This is a genomic window from Zafaria sp. Z1313 (assembly GCF_050563205.1).
In the GTDB taxonomy this organism is placed as follows: domain Bacteria; phylum Actinomycetota; class Actinomycetes; order Actinomycetales; family Micrococcaceae; genus JAZDCJ01.
This window is the reverse complement of record NZ_JBNWUK010000001.1, coordinates 86395-104580: the sequence shown is the minus strand read 5'-3', so window position 1 is coordinate 104580 and position 18186 is coordinate 86395. Positions and strand designations below refer to the sequence as shown.

The 18186-nt window shown below is 72.5% G+C and carries 14 protein-coding genes and 1 pseudogene; 14 read left to right on the top strand and 1 reads right to left on the bottom strand.

Going from position 1 to position 18186, the window contains the following annotated elements; all coding sequences use genetic code 11:
• Positions 1-21 precede the first annotated feature (21 nt).
• The 10 genes from ACQ3I4_RS00510 to ACQ3I4_RS00465 all read left to right on the top strand — a co-directional run bounded on the left by ACQ3I4_RS00510 (position 22) and on the right by ACQ3I4_RS00465 (position 11670).
• Positions 22-540 (top strand): gamma carbonic anhydrase family protein, encoded by a 519-nt coding sequence (locus ACQ3I4_RS00510; RefSeq protein ID WP_329859646.1) that lies wholly within the window; start codon positions 22-24, stop codon positions 538-540.
• A complete protein-coding gene (locus ACQ3I4_RS00505) occupies positions 533-1147 on the top strand; it encodes a DinB family protein (RefSeq protein ID WP_329859645.1) in 615 nt (204 codons plus the stop codon). The genes ACQ3I4_RS00510 and ACQ3I4_RS00505 overlap by 8 nt, the downstream gene beginning before the upstream one ends.
• A 320-nt stretch (positions 1148-1467) precedes the next feature.
• Positions 1468-2541: a Gfo/Idh/MocA family protein gene (locus ACQ3I4_RS00500; protein ID WP_329859644.1), complete on the top strand. Its 1074-nt coding sequence runs from the start codon at positions 1468-1470 to the stop codon at positions 2539-2541.
• A gap of 104 nt (positions 2542-2645) precedes the next feature.
• Entirely contained in the window at positions 2646-3257 is a 612-nt protein-coding gene (locus ACQ3I4_RS00495) for a helix-turn-helix domain-containing protein (RefSeq protein ID WP_329859643.1), read from the top strand.
• Positions 3254-4561: an MFS transporter gene (locus tag ACQ3I4_RS00490; RefSeq protein WP_329859642.1), complete on the top strand. Its 1308-nt coding sequence runs from the start codon at positions 3254-3256 to the stop codon at positions 4559-4561. Before ACQ3I4_RS00495 ends, ACQ3I4_RS00490 begins: the two co-directional genes overlap by 4 nt.
• A gap of 114 nt (positions 4562-4675) precedes the next feature.
• Positions 4676-6154, top strand: a complete 1479-nt coding sequence (locus ACQ3I4_RS00485; RefSeq protein ID WP_329859641.1) for a glutamate--cysteine ligase — start codon at positions 4676-4678, stop codon at positions 6152-6154.
• Between the two features lie 107 nt (positions 6155-6261).
• On the top strand, positions 6262-7479 hold the full coding sequence (locus ACQ3I4_RS00480) for an ROK family transcriptional regulator (RefSeq protein ID WP_329859640.1): 1218 nt from the start codon (positions 6262-6264) through the stop codon (positions 7477-7479).
• Positions 7480-7621: 142 nt separating this feature from the next.
• Positions 7622-9178: a multiple monosaccharide ABC transporter ATP-binding protein gene (mmsA, locus tag ACQ3I4_RS00475; RefSeq protein WP_329859639.1), complete on the top strand. Its 1557-nt coding sequence runs from the start codon at positions 7622-7624 to the stop codon at positions 9176-9178.
• Positions 9179-9215: 37 nt separating this feature from the next.
• The gene (gene mmsB / locus ACQ3I4_RS00470) at positions 9216-10481 is read left to right on the top strand and encodes a multiple monosaccharide ABC transporter permease (protein ID WP_329859637.1); all 1266 of its coding nucleotides are present in this window, start codon (positions 9216-9218) and stop codon (positions 10479-10481) included.
• Positions 10482-10572: 91 nt separating this feature from the next.
• A complete protein-coding gene (locus tag ACQ3I4_RS00465; RefSeq protein ID WP_329859636.1) occupies positions 10573-11670 on the top strand; it encodes a sugar-binding protein in 1098 nt (365 codons plus the stop codon).
• A gap of 100 nt (positions 11671-11770) precedes the next feature.
• On the opposite strand, the pseudogene ACQ3I4_RS00460 reads toward ACQ3I4_RS00465, so the two are convergent.
• A pseudogene (locus ACQ3I4_RS00460) lies at positions 11771-12463 on the bottom strand (bile acid:sodium symporter family protein); the annotation flags it as partial.
• 119 nt (positions 12464-12582) lie between these two features.
• Between ACQ3I4_RS00460 and ACQ3I4_RS00455 the strand changes: the two are divergent.
• The 4 genes from ACQ3I4_RS00455 to ACQ3I4_RS00440 are packed head-to-tail and all read left to right on the top strand — an operon-like array spanning position 12583 to position 17966.
• Positions 12583-14262 carry an ABC transporter substrate-binding protein gene (locus ACQ3I4_RS00455; RefSeq protein ID WP_430632618.1) on the top strand — a complete coding sequence of 560 codons (1680 nt, stop codon included), beginning with the start codon at positions 12583-12585 and terminating at the stop codon, positions 14260-14262.
• A 13-nt stretch (positions 14263-14275) separates the two neighbouring features.
• Complete coding sequence (locus ACQ3I4_RS00450) at positions 14276-15280, top strand: ABC transporter permease (protein WP_329859634.1); 1005 nt, start codon at positions 14276-14278, stop codon at positions 15278-15280.
• Entirely contained in the window at positions 15277-16203 is a 927-nt protein-coding gene (locus tag ACQ3I4_RS00445; protein ID WP_430632617.1) for an ABC transporter permease, read from the top strand. The genes ACQ3I4_RS00450 and ACQ3I4_RS00445 overlap by 4 nt, the downstream gene beginning before the upstream one ends.
• Complete coding sequence (locus tag ACQ3I4_RS00440; RefSeq protein WP_430632616.1) at positions 16200-17966, top strand: dipeptide ABC transporter ATP-binding protein; 1767 nt, start codon at positions 16200-16202, stop codon at positions 17964-17966. The genes ACQ3I4_RS00445 and ACQ3I4_RS00440 overlap by 4 nt, the downstream gene beginning before the upstream one ends.
• The last annotated feature ends 220 nt before the right edge of the window (positions 17967-18186 follow it).

Below are 18186 nucleotides of genomic sequence, written 5' to 3'. Positions count from 1 at the left end.
GCCGCGGCTAGACTCGGTGCCATGGCCCACATCATCACGCTCGACGGCACCACTCCGCAGTTCGACCAGGCCGCGTTCGTGGCCCCGACCGCCACACTGTCCGGAGACGTCGTCCTCGGTCCCCGCGCGAGCGCCTTCTACGGCGTCTCCGTGCGCGGGGACTCGGACGCCATCCGCATCGGGGCCGGGACCAACCTCCAGGACAACGTCGTGGTCCACGCCGACCGCGGCGTGCCCTGCACGATCGGGGAGGGGGTCTCGGTGGGCCACGGCGCCGTCGTCCACGGCTGCACGATCGGCGACGGCTGCCTCATCGGCATGAGCGCCACCGTCATGAACGGCGCCGTCGTCGGCGAGCAGTCGCTCGTCGCCGCCGGCGCCCTCGTGCTCGAGGGCTCGCAGATCCCGCCGCGCTCCCTCGTGGCCGGAGTGCCCGCCAAGGTCCGCCGGGAGCTGACGGAGGAGGAGGTCGCCTCGCTGCGCCGCAACGCCGAGACCTACCTCGAGCTCGCGGCCCGGCACCACGCGGCCCATGGCTGAGCCCGGAGTCCGCGTCCGCGGCGTCGTCGACGACGTGCTCGGGATCCTCGCCGGGGTGCCGGACGACGCCTGGGACGTCCCGGCCGACGGGCTTGACTGGAGCTGCCGGGAAACCATGGCCCACCTCGCCGACACCCTCGGCTTCTACGCGCTGCAGCTGGCCGGCGAACGGCCGCCGCAGGCGGGCTACGTCGCGCTCCAGGATCCGGCCCCGTGGACGCCCGGCGGGCACGAGATCCTCTTCTGGCCGCGGCCCGACCGCGGCACGGCCGGCATCGTCGAGTGCCTCGACGCGACGGCGGGACTCCTGCGCGCGGTGCTCGCGACGGCCGGAGCGCGGATCGGTTACCACCCCTTCGGCAACGCGGACGCCTCGGGCTTCGAGGCGATGGCGCTGACGGAGACGATGCTGCACTCCCATGAGGTCCTCACCGCGCAGGGCCTGGAGTTCGTCCCCTCCGACGGGGCGTGCGCGTGGACGCTGGACCGCGTCTTCCCGCACGCGCAGCGCACCGGCGAGCCGTGGCGGGACCTTCTGGTGGCCACGGGACGGACTCCTGAGACGCGCGGAGCGCGCTGGCGCTGGTACTCCGCGCCGCGCGGCTGAATCAGCTTGACCACTCCCGGCCCACTCGGCCGGCGCCCGCGGCGGGTCCGGAACACGCAACGGCGGCCCCCGACGATGGACCCTTGGGGGAAGTCCATCGGCGGGGGCCGCCGTCGTGCCGCGCGCCCCGGCCCGTTCTACCGGAGTGGCGGCTACGTGCGATCAACCCACATGACCATCATAGACCCCTTTTTACGGGGTTCGTCAACCACCCTGCCGCGAATGTTGCTCCGGAAGACGCCACCCGGGCGAGGACGCGCCGCGCGGGGGCCGCGCACGGCACCGTTGCCGGGGCCGGCCCGGCGTGGAAAGCTGACGGCATGACTTCCTACATCCCGATGCCCCCGTGCGCCGCGCCCGGCGCCCCCTCCCCCGTCAAGGCCACGGGGCGGACCCTGAACTGGGGCATCGTCTCCACGGGCCGGATCGCCGACACGGTGGTCCGCGACCTCGCCCTGCTCGAGGACGCGCGGATCACGGCGGTGAGCTCCCGGGACCACGCCCGCGGCGCGGAGTTCGCCGCCCGGCACGGGATCGACCGCAACTACGCGGACGACGCCGGCGCCCCCGCCTACGAGGCGATGTTCGCCGACCCGGACGTGGAGGTCGTCTACATCGCCACGCCGCACGGGCAGCACTTCGAGGTGGCCAAGGCGGCATTGGAGGCGGGCAAGCACGTCCTGTGCGAGAAGTCCCTGACCATCAATGCCGCCGAGGCGGAGGAGCTCGTGAGGCTCGCCGGCGAGCGCTCGCTGTTCCTCATGGAGGCCATCTGGTCCCGCTTCCTGCCCTCCGTGCACCGGGCGCTGTCCATCATCCGCTCCGGCGAGCTCGGCGAGGTCGCCTGGGTCCACGCGGATCTCGGCTTCCCCGCCGACTACGATCCGACCTGGCGCTTGTGGGACCCGGCCGCGGGCGGCGGGGCCCTTCTGGACCTCGGCGTCTACCCGTTCACGTGGGCCCTCGGAACACTCGGCTTCCCCCAGAGCGCCCAGGCCGCGGGGTTCCTCAACGACGACGGCGTCGACCCGCAGGAGGCCATCACCCTCACGTACGCCGGCGGGCGGCAGGCCCAGCTGATGTGCAGCCTCCTCGGCGCCGGTCCCCGCGAGGCGACCGTCTCCTGCACGGCCGGCTGGCTGCGCACGGGCCAGCCCCTGCACAACCCCACGACCCTGCAGATCCACCCGGTCGGCGGCGAGTCGCGGACCGAGCACTTCGAGTCCATCGGCCGCGACTACCCCTACGAGCTGCGGGAGACGACGCGCTGCATCCAGGAGGGCCTGACGCAGAGCCCCACGGTGTCCTGGGAGCACACGGTCCAGACCATGCGCCTCTTCGACGGGCTGCGCAACCAGCTCGGCCTGCGCTACGCCAACGACCAGCGTCGGTAGGGCCCGGCAGCCCCGAGACCCCGCCCCCATCCTTGCCGACCCCGCCGGGTCCTCATTCTAAAGAACTCTTGCTAAAGAACCCTTTAGAAGGGTAGCTTCGATGCGTGAGCACCCCCACGACGCAGGCGAGCGAGCTCGTCACGACCGACCCGCAGAGCATCCGCGCCCTGGCACACCCCACGCGCCTGGCGCTCCTGGACCACCTCGACTCGGTGGAGCAGGCCACCGCCACCGAATGCGCCGAGGCCATCGGCGAGTCCGTGGCGAGCTGCTCCTTCCACCTCCGCTCCCTCGCCCAGCACGGCTACATCGTGCCGGGCGAGCGCCGCGGCCGCGAGAAGCCCTGGAAGACGCCGACGACGAGCCGGACGCAGTCGATCGACCCGGACGCCCCGGGTTCGGTCCACGCGGTCTCGGCGCTGGCGGCCCTCTCCGTCCAGCGCCAAGCGGAGCGACTGCGGGACTACCTCCGACAGGCCCCCTCCCTGCCGACCTCCGACGTCGACCTCGCCGGCTTCCTCAGCAGCACCTTCTATGCGACGCCGGAGGAGATGCGGCAGCTGCGCGACGAGATCCAGCAGGCCATCGACCGCTTCCAGGGCCGGGTCCGGAATCCCGAGGCGCGCCCGGCCGGGGCGCGGAAGGCCCACCTCTTCGCGGCGCTCAACCTCGCGCCGCAGGCCGAGCCGGCCGGCTTCGAAACGGGGCTGTTGTGAGCAGCGTCCCGCCGGGCGCGGCGGACGGACAGGACACCGCGGGCCTCGGGCCGGCGGGCGGCGTCGGCGCCGCCACGGCGGACCCGGAGCGCACCGCGGGGGCGCAGGATCCCCCGCCTCCGGGCACGAACCGGGAGGTCCTCGCCCACCCCGGCTTCCGCCGCCTGCTGACCGCGTGGACCGTCTCCAACCTCGGCGATTCGGCGCTCTACATCACCACGGCCATCTGGGTGAAGGCCATGACGGGCAGCGACCAGCTGGCCGCGCTCGTGTTCCTCGTCCTCGGACTGCCCGCCTTCCTCTCCCCCGCGTTCGGCCTCCTGGCCGACCGGCTGCCGCGCCGCCGCCTGCTGATCGGCACCAATATCGCCACGGCCGCCGTCGTGCTGACGCTCCTGGCGGTCTCGACCCCGGCGGGCCTGTGGCTCGTCTACGCCGCCACGTTCCTCTACGCGTGCTCCTCCTACGTCAACGCCGCGGCCCAGTCAGGCCTGCTCAAAGACCTGCTGCCGGGGCGCCTGCTGGCCCCGGCCAATGGGATGTTCTCGAGCATCGACCAGGCCCTGAGGATCGTCTCGCCGCTGGCCGCCGCCGCGGTCTTCGGCGTCTGGGGCATGGCGCCGATCATCGTCGCCACCGCCGCGTGCTTCCTGCTGGGCGCAGTGCTCCTGCGCTTCGTGCCCCTGCGGGACGTCGTGCACCCCGAGGCCGATCCCGGCTCGTGGTGGCGCCAGGCGGCCGCGGGCTTCACCGAGCTCCTCGGGCGGCCGCGGCTGCGCACGGCCGTCATCGCGTTCATGCTCGTGGTCGCGGCCTCCGGCATCACCAATTCGACCATCTTCGCCACGGTCGACACGGGCCTGGGGATGCCGCCAGAGTTCCTCAGCGTCGTCGTCGCCCTGCAGGGGATCGTCTCGGTCTCGGTGGGCCTCGCCGCGTCCTCGGTGATCCGCCGCTTCGGCTTCGAGGCCACGATCATGGCCGGCAGCGTCCTCTTCACCGTGGGCATGGCCAGCCAGGCGGCCGGCGTGCTCTGGGTCGTGCTGGCCGGGATCGTCCCGTTCGCAGCCGGCGTGACCCTCATGATCGTCGCCGCGGTGACGCTGCGCCAACACGAGCTCCCGTCGGCGGTCCAGGGACGCGGCGCGGCCGCCATGCAGCTGCTGAACAACGCCCCGCAGGCGATGACGGCGGGCGCCGCGGCGGCCCTCCTCGGCGTCATCGACTACCGCCTCCTCGTGCTCGCGGGCGCCACCCTCGCCCTGAGCGCGCTCCTCCCCTTCGCCCTGCGCCGCCGCAAGTGACAACGGACGACGCCGGCGCGCACCGGCGTCGTCTCCTTCCCCCGCGCGGGGCCGCGTCCCGGCGCCCCGCAACCGGGCGTATACAGCCCCGCGCGGCGCCAGTACGCTCATGCCATGGGAGCAGAAGTCAACGCCAAGACCTATACCCGCGAGCAGCGCACGCGCTACCGGGAACGCCTCATGGACAACCTCGAGACCTTCGAGGCGTTCCTCGCGACGGGGACGTTCGCCGGGACCGGCACGATCGGTCTGGAGCTCGAACTCAACCTCGCCAACGACGACTTCACGCCGGCGATGCGCAACGCCGAGGTCCTCGAGCAGATCGCCGACGAGGCGTTCCAGACCGAGATCGGCGCGTTCAACATCGAGCTCAACCACCCCGCGCTCGCCATCGCGGGGCGGGGGCTGCGCGACCTCGAGGAGAGCCTGCGCCAGCAGCTGAACCGTGCCGACGAGCGCGCCGAGAACGTCGGGGCCGACCTGCTCATGGTGGGCATCCTGCCGACGCTGCGCCAGGAACTCGTCAAGGACACGCAGTGGATCAGCGCCGGCAAGCGCTACGCCGCGCTGAACACCTCGGTGCTGCAGGCGCGCGGCGAGGACGTGCTGATCGACATCGCCGGACAGGAGCGCCTGCGCTTCTACGCCGCGAACATCGCCCCGGAGGCCGCGTGCACCTCCGTGCAGCTGCACCTGCAGGTCTCCCCCTCCGAATTCGCCCCCGTCTGGAACGCGGCCCAGGTGATCGCCGCTCCGCAAGTGGCCCTCGCCGCGAACTCGCCCGTGTTCATGGAGAAGGTGCTGTGGCACGAGTCCCGGATCGAGGTGTTCAAGCAGTCGATCGACACGCGGCCGCCGGAGATGAAGAACCAGGGGGTGCGGCCCCGCGTGTGGTTCGGCGAGCGCTGGATCACCTCGATCTTCGACCTCTTCGAGGAGAACGTCCGCTACTTCCCCGCCCTGCTGCCCCAGCTCTCCCGCCGCGTCTCCCAGGAGACGACAGGCGGCGCGCCGCAACTGCACGAACTGCGCCTGCACAACGGCACGGTCTACCGCTGGAACCGCCCCATCTACGACCCGGGCGAGGACCTGCCCAACCTGCGCCTGGAGAACCGGCTCCTGCCGGGCGGGCCGACCGTCGTGGACACCGTCGCCAACGCGGCCTTCTTCTTCGGCCTCGTCCGCAAGCTCCGGACCGCCGACCGGCCCCTGTGGTCCCGCATGGCGTTCACGACGGCCTCGGACAACTTCCACGAATGCGCGCGCCGCGGCCTCGACGCCCACGTCTACTGGCCCGGCATCGGCGACATCCCGGTGTCCGAACTGATCGTGCGGCACCTGCTCCCGATGGCCGCCGAGGGGCTCGACGACCTCGGCGTGGACCGCCCCGTGGCGCAGCGCTACCTCGACGTGCTGCGCGAGCGGGCCCGCAGCGAGCAGAACGGCGCGGCCTGGCAGATCAAGGCGCTCGCCCAGCTCGAGGGCCACGGGCTGGACCGCCGGCGCGCCCTGCAGGAGCTGACGCGGCTCTACTGGGAGCACATGCACCACTCGGGCCCCGTCCACGAGTGGCCGCTACCGGACGACCACTAGACCCGGACCCGGTCCTTGGATAAACCTTCCGAACACTAACCACCGGATTCGGGGTTCTTGCGTTTACTTCTTGACTTCAGTACCAGTTGTGATGCAGGCTACATTCCATGGTCGCAACGACGCCCGCCGCAACGAGCCCCCGGTCCAACCCCGGCTCGCAGTCCGCCTTGAGGCGGCAGAACCAGCAGCGCCTTGTGGAGGCGCTCCTCGCGGGACCCTCCACGCAGGCCGAGCTCGCCCGCCAGACCGGGCTGTCCACCGCGACCGTCTCCAACATCGTCAAGAGCATGCAGGACGCGGGCCTCGTCACGACCGAGCCCACGACGAGCTCCGGCCGCCGCGCCCTCAACGTCCACCTCGACTCCCGGGGCGCCGTCGCGATCGGCGTCGACTTCGGCCGCCGCCACCTGCGCGTCGTCCTGGCCTCCCTCGACTTCCAGGTCCTCGCCGAGGAGGCCGTCATCCTGCCGGCCGGCCACCAGGCCGAGGACGGCATCGCCGCAGCGGTCGAGGTCGTCGACCGACTGCTCGCGGGATCGAGCATCCGCCGCAGCGCCGTCGTCGGGGCGGGCGTCGGCATCCCCGGACCCATCGACCGCCGCAACGGGACGGTCGCCCAGGGCGCCATCCTGCCCGAGTGGGTCGGCATCGACATCCTCGCGCGCCTCGAAGAGGCCTTCCAACTGCCCGTCTACGTCGACAACGACGCCAACCTCGGCGCCCTCGCCGAGGTCACGTGGGGCCCCCACACCGGCGCCGAGCACCTGATGTTCGTCAAGATCGGCACGGGCATCGGCGCGGGGCTCGTCATCAACGGCAGCACCTACTACGGCAACATCGGCATCACCGGGGAGATCGGCCACGCGCCGGCCCTCGAGCACGGGCCGGTCTGCCGTTGCGGCAACCGCGGATGCCTCGAGACCGTCGCGTCCACGACCGTCATGATCGCGCTCCTCGCCCAGTCCGCCGATCCCCCGTCCACCGCCGGGGACATCGTCGTGCTCGGGGCTGCCGGGGACTCCGCGACCCTGCGCGTCGTCGACGACGCGGGCGTCGCCGTCGGACGCACCCTGGGCAACGTCGCGAACCTGATCAACCCCTCCGTCATCGTCGTCGGCGGCCCGCTCGCGGGCCTCGGCGAGGAACTGCTCGGCCCGATCCGGCGCGGCCTGCTCCGCCATGCCGTTCCCGTCGTCGGGGAAAGCACCGAGCTCGCGATGTCCGCCCTCGGCGACCGGGCCGAGGCGCTCGGCGCGGCGGCTCTCGCCTTCCAGCACGCCGGCCTCGGGCTATCCGCGCCCCGGATCGACCGCCCCCCACACTGATCCGGCCCGGCCCCCGACCCGCACCGCGGGCGGGCCCGGGCACCGCCGGCCGCCCCGGCGTCGTCCCCCGAACCACCATCCACCCACCGCTCCGCCGGGAGAACCCGCGGAGGCAGAACCGCCAAGGGAGGCACACGGCGACATGGAACCCACCCCACGCCAGCAGGGCCCCGTCATCCTCGAGATGCGGGACATCACCAAGGAGTTCCCCGGCGTCAAGGCGCTGGCCGACGTCAACCTGCGGGTCCGCGCCGGAGAGATCCACGCGATCTGCGGCGAGAACGGCGCCGGCAAGTCCACCCTCATGAAGGTGCTCTCCGGGGTCTACCCCCACGGCTCCTACACCGGCGACATCCACTTCCAGGGCGCCGTCCAGCAGTTCCGCGACATCCGGGCCAGCGAGGCCGCCGGGATCGTGATCATCCACCAGGAGCTCGCGCTCATCCCCGAGCTGTCCATCATGGAGAACATCTTCCTCGGCAACGAGCCCCGCAAGTTCGGCTTCATCGACTGGGACACCGCACGGATCCGGGCCACCGAGCTCCTGGCCCGCGTCGGCCTGCGGGACGATCCGGATACCCCGGTCAAGGAGATCGGCGTCGGCAAGCAGCAGCTCGTGGAGATCGCCAAGGCGCTGAACAAGTCCGTCAAGCTGCTCATCCTCGACGAGCCCACGGCCGCCCTGAACGAGTCCGACTCGCAACACCTGCTCGACCTCATCCGGGGGCTCAAGGGGCGCGGGATCACCTCGATCATCATCTCCCACAAGCTCAACGAGATCGAGCAGGTCGCCGACTCGATCACCATCATCCGCGACGGCCGCTCGATCGAGACCCTCGACATCAAGGCCGACGGTGTGGACGAGGACCGCATCATCAAGGCCATGGTCGGACGCGCCCTCGAGTCCCGCTTCCCGGACCACGAGCCGCAGATCGGCGAGGAGTTCTTCCGCGTCTCCGGCTGGAACGTCGGCCACCCCGTGATCCAGGACCGGCTCGTCTGCAAGGACTCGGAGTTCTTCGTCCGCCGCGGCGAGATCGTCGGCTTCGCCGGGCTCATGGGGGCCGGGCGCACCGAGCTCGCCCGCTCGGTCTTCGGCCGCTCCTACGGCCGCCACCTCTCCGGGACCCTCACGATGAACGGGCGCCCGCTCGTCCTGAAGAACGTCCGGCAGGCCATCGACGCCGGGCTGGGCTACGTCACCGAGGACCGCAAGACCCTCGGCCTGAACCTGCTCGACGACATCAAGACGACCACCGTCGCCGCCAACCTGCGCGCCATCAGCCGCTACGACGTCGTCGACCGGCACCAGGAGTTCGAGGTCGCCGAGCGCTACCGCCGCCAGCTGCGCACCAAGACCCCCACGGTCGAGGAGGGCGTCGCCAAGCTCTCCGGCGGCAACCAGCAGAAGGTGGTCCTCGCGAAGTGGATGTTCACCGGCCCCGAGCTGCTGATCCTCGACGAGCCCACGCGCGGCATCGACGTCGGCGCCAAGTTCGAGATCTACGGGATCATCCAGGAGCTCGCCCGCCAGGGCAAGGGCGTGATCGTCATCTCCTCCGAACTCCCCGAGCTCCTGGGCCTCTCCGACCGCATCTACACGATCTTCGAAGGCGCCGTCACGGGCGTCCTCGACAAGCACGAGGCCACGCAGGAGAACCTGATGCGCCTCATGACCGCACCCCGCAAGACCGCCTGACATCCGCATCGACGCACCCGACAACAAGGAACCACGCATGAACGCGATCAAACAGCTCTTTGGCGGCAACACCCGCCAATTCGGCATGATCTTCGCCCTGGTGGCGCTGATCCTCTTCTTCCAATGGCGCACCGGCGGGCGGACCCTGACCTCCGGCAACGTCATGAACCTGCTCAACGGCAACTCCTACATCCTGATCCTCGCGATCGGCATGGTGCTCGTCATCATCGCCGGGCACATCGACCTCTCGGTGGGCTCGGTCGCGGCCTTCGTCGGCGTCGCGGTGGCGATCGCGATGCGCGACTGGGGCCTGCCCTGGTGGATGGGGATCGTGCTCGGCTTGGTCCTCGGGGCCCTGATCGGCATGTGGCAGGGGTTCTGGGTCGCCTACGTCGGCATCCCGGCATTCATCGTCACCCTCGCCGGCATGCTGCTCTTCCGCGGACTGAACCAGTTCGTCGGCAAGTCCAACTCGATCCCGGTCCCGCAGGAGTTCCAGTTCATCGGCGCCGGCTACCTGCCGGAGATCGGGCCGGACACCGGCTACAACAACCTCACCGTGCTGCTCGGCCTCGGCGCCGTCGCGTTCGTCGTCCTCGGCGGCCTGCGCGCCCGGGCCAAGTCCCTCAAGCTCGGCGCCGAGGTCCCCGCGATGTGGGTCACGGCGACCAAGCTCGGACTCATCAGCGCCGCGATCCTCTACGCGACGTACCTCTTCGCCACGGGCCGCCCCGGCACGTCCTTCCCTGTCTCCGGCATCATCCTCGTCGCCCTCGTGATCGTCTACGGCTTCGTCTCCTCCCGCACCGTGATCGGCCGGCACGTCTACGCCGTCGGCGGCAACCGCCACGCCGCCGAGCTCTCGGGCGTCCGCTCCAAGAAGGTCAACTTCCTGGTCATGATGAACATGTCGATCCTCGCCGGCCTCGCCGGAATGATCTTCGTGGCCCGCTCCACCGCCTCCGGCCCGTCCGACGGCAACATGTGGGAGCTGGACGCCATCGCGGCCGTCTTCATCGGCGGCGCGGCGGTCAGCGGCGGCGTCGGGACGGTCGTCGGCTCCATCATCGGCGGCCTCGTCATGGCCGTCCTGAACAACGGCCTGCAGCTGCTGAGCATCGGCGCAGACCTGACCTCCATCATCAAGGGCCTCGTCCTCCTCGTCGCCGTCGCCTTCGACGTCTACAACAAGTCGCAGGGCAAGCCGTCGATCACGGGCCTGTTGACGCGCGGTTTCGGCAGGAACTCCGCCAAGCCGGACGAGACCACCTCCACCAAGGACGTCATCTCCACCAACGCCTGATCCGCCGGCTCCGCCCCGCGGAGCCGGCCGGAGCGGGCCCTCCGACCATCCATCAACCCACGCAACACCCCTTCCACCAGAAAGAGCAGACATGAACATCAAGGGAACCGCCATCAAGCTCGCGGCCGTCGCCGCCGTGGGGGCACTGGCCCTCACGGGCTGCGGCCGCCAGGACGCAGGCACGGGGTCCGGCGAGGGTGAGGCCGCCGGCTTCGAGGCCGGCTCCGTCATCGGCGTCGCGCTGCCGCAGAAGACCAGCGAGAACTGGGTCCTCGCCGAGAACCTCTTCAACGAGGGCCTCGACGAGGCGGGCTTCGACGCCGACGTGCAGTTCGCCAACGGCGGCGTCGCCGAGCAGCAGAACCAGATCAACGCCATGATCACCAACGGCGCCAAGGTCATCATCGTGGGCGCCATCGACGGCTCGCAGCTCGGCAACCAGCTGGCCGCGGCCCGGGACGCCGGCGCCACGGTCATCGCCTACGACCGCCTGCTGCTCAACAGCGACGCCGTCGACTACTACGTCGCCTACGACAACTTCGAGGTCGGCGAGCTCCAGGGCCAGGCGCTCCTGGACGGCCTGGCCGAGCAGAAGGGCTCCGGCCCGTACAACGTCGAGCTCTTCGCGGGCTCCCCGGACGACGCCAACGCGAAGGTCTTCTTCGACGGCGCCATGAGCGTGCTGCAGCCGAAGATCGACGACGGGACGCTGAAGGTCGTCTCGGGGCAGGCGAGCTTCGAGCAGGCCGTGACGCAGGGCTGGAAGGCGGAGAACGCCCAGAAGCGCATGGACACGCTGCTCGCGGGCAACTACACCTCCGAGGACGTCCACGGCGTGCTCTCCCCGAACGACACCCTGGCCCGCGCCATCCTGACCTCGGCGAAGGCCGCCGGCAAGGACGTCCCGGTCGTCACGGGCCAGGACTCCGAGGTCGAGTCCGTGAAGTCGATCATGGCGGGCGAGCAGTACTCCACGATCAACAAGGACACCCGCAAGCTCGTCGAGCACGCGATCACCATGGTCAAGGACCTGCAGGCCGGCAACGCGCCGGAGGCCAACGACACCGAGTCCTACGACAACGGCGTCAAGGTCGTCCCGGCCTACCTGCTGCCGCCGCAGATCGTCACCCTGGCCAACGTCAAGGAGGCGTACGTCGACGATCCGGTGCTGGGCGACATCACCAAGTAGGCGACGCCGCTCGGCGGCCACGCAATGAAAGGGAGGGGGTACGACGCCGGTGCGCACCGGCGTCGTACCCCCTCCCCGTGCGCGGGGCGGGACGGAGGCGTCAGGCGGCGTCCGGCGTCGGCTGCTCCGCCCCGGCGTGCCTGGCCGAGCTGCGGCGCCAGTAGGCCGCGACGAGGGCGCCGGAGACGTTGTGCCAGACGGAGAACACTGCGCCGGGAAGGGCGGCCTCCGGGGAGAAGTAGGTCTTCGCCAGGCCCGCGGCGAGGCCGGAGTTCTGCATACCGACCTCGATCGCGACCGTGCGCCGGGACGGGACTGGCAGTCGGAAGGCCCTCGCCGCGCCGTAGCCGAGCGCGTAGCCGAGCCCGTTGTGCAGGATCACGGCGAGGAGGATCAGGGCGCCGGCGCTGAAGATCGCCTCCGCGCTTCCGGAGACCACCGCGATGACCACGAAGGTGATCGCGAGGACGGAGACCCAAGGCAGCACCGGGAGGGCGCGGTCCACGAGGCGCGGGATCGCGAGGCGGGCCACGAGCCCCAGGACCACGGGGATCAGCACGATCTGCACGATGCTCAGGGCCATCGATCCGGCGTCGACCGGGAGGTACTGGCCCGCGAGCCACAGCGTCAGGAGCGGGGTGAAGATCGGTGCCAGCAGCGTGGAGACGCTTGTCATCGTGACGGACAGCGCGACGTCGCCCTTGGCGAGGTAGGTCACGACGTTGGACGCCGTCCCGCCCGGCGCGCAGCCCACGAGGATGACGCCCGCCGCGAGGGCCGGCGGGAGGGTGAGCTGCGCAACGGCGCCGCCGGGCACGGCTGGACTAGTCTTGGTCCATCACTTTTCCCCGCCGCGCACGGCCGAGCCCCGTCGGCGCCGGGACCGCACCGCTACGTCAGGACGCACCACCGATGTTGTTCTCCTCCCGCCCCTCGCGCGCGAGCGCGACCCTTGCCTCCGCGGCCGCCGCCGCCCTCCTGCTCGCCGGATGCGCCTCCGGTGGCACGACGGGCTCCACGGGCGGTGGCTCCGCCGCCCCCGACGCCGGCGATCCGGTCTCCGGCGGGACCCTGGTCTACGCGAGCGGCGACGCCGAGCCGGACTGCCTGGACCCGCACGTCCGCGGCAACTACCCGCAGGCCCTGCTCGCCGGCCAGTTCCTGGAGACCCTGTTCACGAAGGACGCCGACGGGGAGATCGTCCCGTGGCTCGCCGAGGGCGCCGATGTCTCCGACGACGGCCTGGAGGTGGTGCTCACGCTCCGCGAGGGCATCGAGTTCACCGACGGCACGCCGCTGGACGCCGCAGCGGTCTGGGCCAACATCGAGCACCTGAAGGACCCGGACACGGGCTCCTCGACGGGCTACCTCGCGGTCGGGAAGATCGCCGAGGGCACGGTCGAGGACGCCCGGACGCTCCGGCTGCGCCTGAGCGCCCCGGACGCCGCGCTGCTCGAGTCCTTCTCCCAGCCGTGGGTCGCCATCCAGTCCCCCGCGGGCATCGGGCGCGGCCAGGAGGAGAACTGCGCCGCCCCGATCGGCACCGGCCCGTTCCAGGTCGCCTCGTGGACCCGGCAGGACCGCGTGGAGCTGATCCGCAACGAGGACTACACCCCGCCCGCGGAGGGCGCCGGCCACGAGGGACCCGCCTACCTGGACGGCATCTCCTGGCGCTTCATCCCCGAGGCGGCCACGCGGCAATCGGCCCTGCAGTCCGGGACCGTGCACGTGATTGACAACCCGCAGCCGGACGCGATCGCAGCCGCGGAGGCCTCCGGCGCGCTCGGCCACCTCGACGCGCCCCGCCCCGGCGCCTCGAACCGGATCGAGCTGAACACGTCCAAGGCGCCGTTCGACGATCCCGCGGTCCGCGAGGCGTTCGTGAAGTCCGTCGACGTCGACGCGGGCGTCGAGTCGCTCTTCTTCGGCACGGCCCGGCGCTCCTACTCGCCGCTCTCCAGCGTCGAGCCGATGGGCCACGGCGACCCGGCGCCGTTCGGCGTGGACACGGCGCGCGCGGCCGAGCTCCTCGACGCCGCCGGCTGGGACGAGCGCGATGCCGAGGGCTACCGGAGCAAGGACGGGCAGCGGTTGAGCCTCGAGTTCCCGGTCAGCACCAACCAGTCCGTGCCCGCCGAGCAGTCGCTCTTCCAGCAGCTCCAGGCCGCGGCGAAGGAGGCCGGCTTCGAGGTCAAGCTGAACCTGCTGGACCTCTCCAGCTGGTACGGCGCCCTCTTCGCCAACGACTACGACCTGGTCAGCGCCCCGTACACCAAGGTCGGCCCGGACGTGCTGCGGATCCTCTTCCACTCGGACAGCACCATCCCCGCGCCGTCCGGCTACTTCGCGAACCTGAGCCAGGTCAAGGACGCCGAGCTCGACCGCCTGCTGACCGAGGCCGGCGAGGAAGCGGACCCGACCGCGCGGGCCGCGCTCTACGACCAGGCGCAGGCGTTCATCCTCGCCGGGCACTACATCCTGCCGCTGTACGACCAGCAGAACCACTTCCTCCACTCGACGTCGCTGCAGGGCGTCGGGGCGACGACCGCCGTGGCGAGCCCCGTGTTCCACGACGTCTGGATCGCCGAGTAGGCGCCCTTCCGCGATGACGAGCAAGCGGACGACGCCGGTGCGCGGCCGGCCGGGCGCCGGGCCCGGGTCCCGGCGCCGCGTCGTCTCCGCGGCGCTGCGCTGGCTCGCGCTCAAGCTCGCCGGAGCGGCGTTCGTGCTCTGGGCCGTGGCGACGCTGATCTTCGTCGGCATCCGGCTGATCCCGGGCGACCCGGCCGAGGCGATCCTCGGCGGCCCGGGCTCGCAGGCCTCCGCCGAGGCGCTTGCGGCGGCGCGCGCCGAGCACGGGCTGGACCTCCCCCTGACGGCGCAGTACGCGATGCAGCTGGAACGGCTCGCCCAGGGCGACCTCGGCCAGTCCTACTCGCTGCGCGTGCCCGTCGCCGAGCTGCTCGCGGAGCAGCTTCCCGGCACGCTGCTGCTCGCCGCGCTCGCGTGGGCCCTCGCCTGGCTCCTCGCGCTCGGCCTGGCCCTGTGGTCCACGCTCGGCGGCCGCGGCGCCGCCCTCGTCGCCTCGGGGCTGGAGATCGCGGCGGCGGCCGTCCCCCACTTCTGGCTCGCGAGCCTGCTCGTGTTGTTGTTCTCCAACGCGCTGGCCTGGCTTCCTCCCGTGAGCACCAACACGCCGGCCGGCCTCGTCCTGCCCGTGACGACGCTGGCCCTGCCGCTCGCGGGATTCCTGGGCCAGGTCATGCGCGAGTCGATGCTCACGGCGATATCCTCCCCGTTCGCCCTCTCCGCGCGGGCGCGCGGCGAGCGCGAGGCCGGCGTCCTGCTCCGGCACGGCCTGCGCCACGCCGCCCTGCCGGGGATCGGGCTCTCCGGCTGGGCGCTCGGCTCCCTCGTCAGCGGAGCCGTGGTGGTGGAGACGATCTTCGCCCGCCCCGGCCTGGGCCGCACGCTGCTCGGCGCCGTGACGCTGCGCGACGTCCCCCTGGTCACGGGCGTGGCCCTCGCCTCCGCCGCCGCCTACGTCGTCGTCATGGCGGCCGCCGACCTCGCCGAGCGGATCGCCGATCCGCGCCTGAGGGCGGCATGAGCGGCCCCGGATCCGTGCCCCGCGGCGCGGGGCTCCCGACAGGACCCCGGCGTTCCGCGCGCCTGGGCGCCGCGGCCGCCGGCCCGCCGGGGCTCGTCGCCGGGGGCGCCGGGCGGCTCCCGGCGCTCATCGCGGGGGCCGTCGCCGCCGTCGTCGTCGCCGCCGCGCTCGCCCCGGGATGGCTCGCGCCGTTCGACCCGCTCGCGATCGACCCGTCCGCGGCCTTCCAGGCCCCCTCCCCGGCGCACTGGCTCGGCACCGACGAGTCCGGACGGGACCTCCTCTCCCGCGTCATCCACGGCGCTCGGGATTCCCTGCTCATCGGGGCGGCCGCGACCGGTGTCGGCCTCGCGCTCGCCCTGCTCCTCGGCGTCCCGGCCGGGCTCGGCGCCGGCGGGGGCCGGGCCGGCCGAAGGCTGGACTTCGGGATCGGCCGCGTCCTGGAAGTGCTCTTCGCCCTCCCCGGGCTCCTCCTCGCGCTCGTGTTCATCGCCCTCGCGGGCCCCGGGGTCGCGACGTCCGTCGTCGCCGTCGGACTCGGCACCGCACCCGGCTACGCGCGGATCATCCGCACGCAGGTCGCCGTCCTGCGCTCCTCCCCCATGATCGAGGCGGCGGTCGTCCTCGGCCGGCCCCGCGGGACCATCCTGTGGCGCCACCTGCTGCCGAACGCGCTCGCGCCCGTCCTGGTCCTCGCCACGCTCGGCCTCGGACAGGCCGTCGTGTGGGCCTCGGCCCTGAGCTTTCTGGGCCTCGGCGCGCCGCCACCCGCGCCGGAGTGGGGCTCCATGCTCGCGGCCGGCCGGACGTACCTCGGGATCGCCTGGTGGATGACGGTGTTCCCGGGCCTCGCCGTCGTCGCCGTCGCCGCGTCGAGCACCGTGCTGGGCCGAGCCCTGTCCCGACGGGCGGCGGGCCTGTGAGCGCCGGCCGCCTGCCCCCGGAGGGCGCGGCCCCGCTCCTGGTAGTCACGGGCCTCCGCGTCGCCTTCGGCCGGCGGCCCGTCCTGGACGGCGTCTCCTTCCGGCTGGACCGCGGCGAGGCCCTCGCGATCGTCGGCGAGTCCGGCTCCGGGAAGTCCGTCACGGCCCGCACGCTGCTGGGCCTGGCCGACGGCGGCCCGGCCGGTGCCGCGCGCTCCGGGCGGGCGCGCGTCGAGGCCGACGTCCTGCGCCTCGACGGGCACGATCTGCTGCGCCCCGGCTCGTGGCGCAGGGTCCGCGGGACGGCGGCCGGCCTGATCCTGCAGGACGCCCTGGTCTCGCTCGACCCCCTGCGCACCGTGGGCCGGGAGATCGACGACGCGCTCCGCCTGCACACGCGCCTCGCTCCCGCGGCCCGGGCGGCCCGCGTGCGCGGACTGCTCGAGTCCACGGGGCTGGACGCCGCGGTGGCCGGGAGCCGCTCCGGCGAGCTCTCCGGCGGGATGCGGCAGCGGGCGCTCATCGCCTCGGCGATCGCGCTCGATCCGCCCCTGCTCATCGCCGACGAGCCCACGACTGCCCTCGACGCGACCGTGCAGCACCAGGTCCTCCAGGTCCTCGACGGGCTGCGCGCCCGCGGCTCGGCCCTGCTCCTCATCAGCCACGACCTCGCCGTCGTCGCCTCGGTGGCCGACCGCATCGCCGTGATGCGCGGCGGACAGATCGTGGAGCAGGGGCCCGCTGAACAGGTGCTCACCGAGCCGCGGCACGAGTACACGCGCTCGCTGCTGCGCGCCGTGCCGGCCGGCAAGCCCCGCGGCACGCGGCTCGCCGCCGATCCTCGCTCCGGCCCGTCCGGCACGTCCGGCGTTTCCGGCCCGTCCGGACCGATGGCAGGCGACGGGGCTCCGCCGCCCCCGTCCCGCCCGCCCGGACCGATGGCGGGCGGCGGGGCCGCGCCGCCGCCGCCCGGCACGCCGGCCGAGGCGTCACTGCCCGTGCTCGAGGCCACGGGCCTGACGAAGTCCTTCCGGCGACCCGATGGTTCGCGCCTGGCCGCCGTCGACGGCGTGGACCTGGTCCTGCGGCCCGGCTCCACGCTCGGGCTCGTGGGGGAATCCGGGTCCGGCAAGTCGACGACCGCCCGGATGATCCTGGGCCTGGCTGCGCCTGATGCCGGCGACGTCCGGCTCTTCGGGCGCCCGTGGAGCGGGGCCACCGAGGCCGGACGCCGGCCCCGGCGTCGCCAGCTCGGCGCCGTCTACCAGGACCCGTTCAGCTCCTTCGACCCGCGCATGGACGTAGGCTCGATCCTCGCCGACGCGCTCAGCGGCGGTACGACCCGCCGCGCGGCCCGCCACCGCGCGGCCATCGCGGAGCTCCTCGCGCTCGTCGGGCTCGGGGAGGACGTGGCCCGGCGGCACCCGCGGACCCTCTCCGGCGGCCAGCGGCAGCGCGTCGCGATCGCCCGCGCGCTCGCCCCGCAGCCGCGCGTCCTGCTGCTCGACGAGCCCGTCTCCGCGCTCGACGTGTCCGTGCAGGCGCAGATCCTGGACCTCGTCGACGGGCTGCAGGAGCGGCTCGGGCTGTCCTGCCTCTTCATCTCCCACGACCTGGCCGTGGTGCGGCACATGAGCGACGAGGTCGCGGTCATGCGCGCCGGGCGGATCGTGGAGCGCGGGCCCACCGAGGAGGTCTTCACGGCGCCCTCGCACGACTACACGCGCGCGCTCCTCGCCGCGACGCCGTCCCTGCGCGGCTGACGCCCGCCGTGGAAGGCCGACACTCACCGTGGAGGGTTCACGCTCGCCGGGGAAGGCGGACGCCCGCCCGGCGAATCATCACGTTCTGGACATTTCAGCGTCCAATGGACGCTGATTCGTCCAGAAGTGGATGATCCGGCCGTCCCGCCACGCGTTGACGGCGCCGGCCGGCCCCAGTCGCCCACGGGCGCTTCGCGGCGACGTCCCGCCGCGCGTTAAC

Bases quoted from the DNA above. Each gene is read 5' to 3' on its own strand.
- ACQ3I4_RS00510 (WP_329859646.1), top strand. From the start codon at position 22: ATGGCCCACATCATCACGCTCGACGGCACCACTCCGCAGTTCGACCAG.
- ACQ3I4_RS00505 (WP_329859645.1), top strand. From the start codon at position 533: ATGGCTGAGCCCGGAGTCCGCGTCCGCGGCGTCGTCGACGACGTGCTC.
- ACQ3I4_RS00500 (WP_329859644.1), top strand. From the start codon at position 1,468: ATGACTTCCTACATCCCGATGCCCCCGTGCGCCGCGCCCGGCGCCCCC.
- ACQ3I4_RS00485 (WP_329859641.1), top strand. From the start codon at position 4,676: ATGGGAGCAGAAGTCAACGCCAAGACCTATACCCGCGAGCAGCGCACG.
- ACQ3I4_RS00480 (WP_329859640.1), top strand. From the start codon at position 6,262: ATGGTCGCAACGACGCCCGCCGCAACGAGCCCCCGGTCCAACCCCGGC.
- mmsA (WP_329859639.1), top strand. From the start codon at position 7,622: ATGGAACCCACCCCACGCCAGCAGGGCCCCGTCATCCTCGAGATGCGG.
- mmsB (WP_329859637.1), top strand. From the start codon at position 9,216: ATGAACGCGATCAAACAGCTCTTTGGCGGCAACACCCGCCAATTCGGC.
- ACQ3I4_RS00465 (WP_329859636.1), top strand. From the start codon at position 10,573: ATGAACATCAAGGGAACCGCCATCAAGCTCGCGGCCGTCGCCGCCGTG.
- ACQ3I4_RS00455 (WP_430632618.1), top strand. From the start codon at position 12,583: ATGTTGTTCTCCTCCCGCCCCTCGCGCGCGAGCGCGACCCTTGCCTCC.
- ACQ3I4_RS00450 (WP_329859634.1), top strand. From the start codon at position 14,276: ATGACGAGCAAGCGGACGACGCCGGTGCGCGGCCGGCCGGGCGCCGGG.
- ACQ3I4_RS00445 (WP_430632617.1), top strand. From the start codon at position 15,277: ATGAGCGGCCCCGGATCCGTGCCCCGCGGCGCGGGGCTCCCGACAGGA.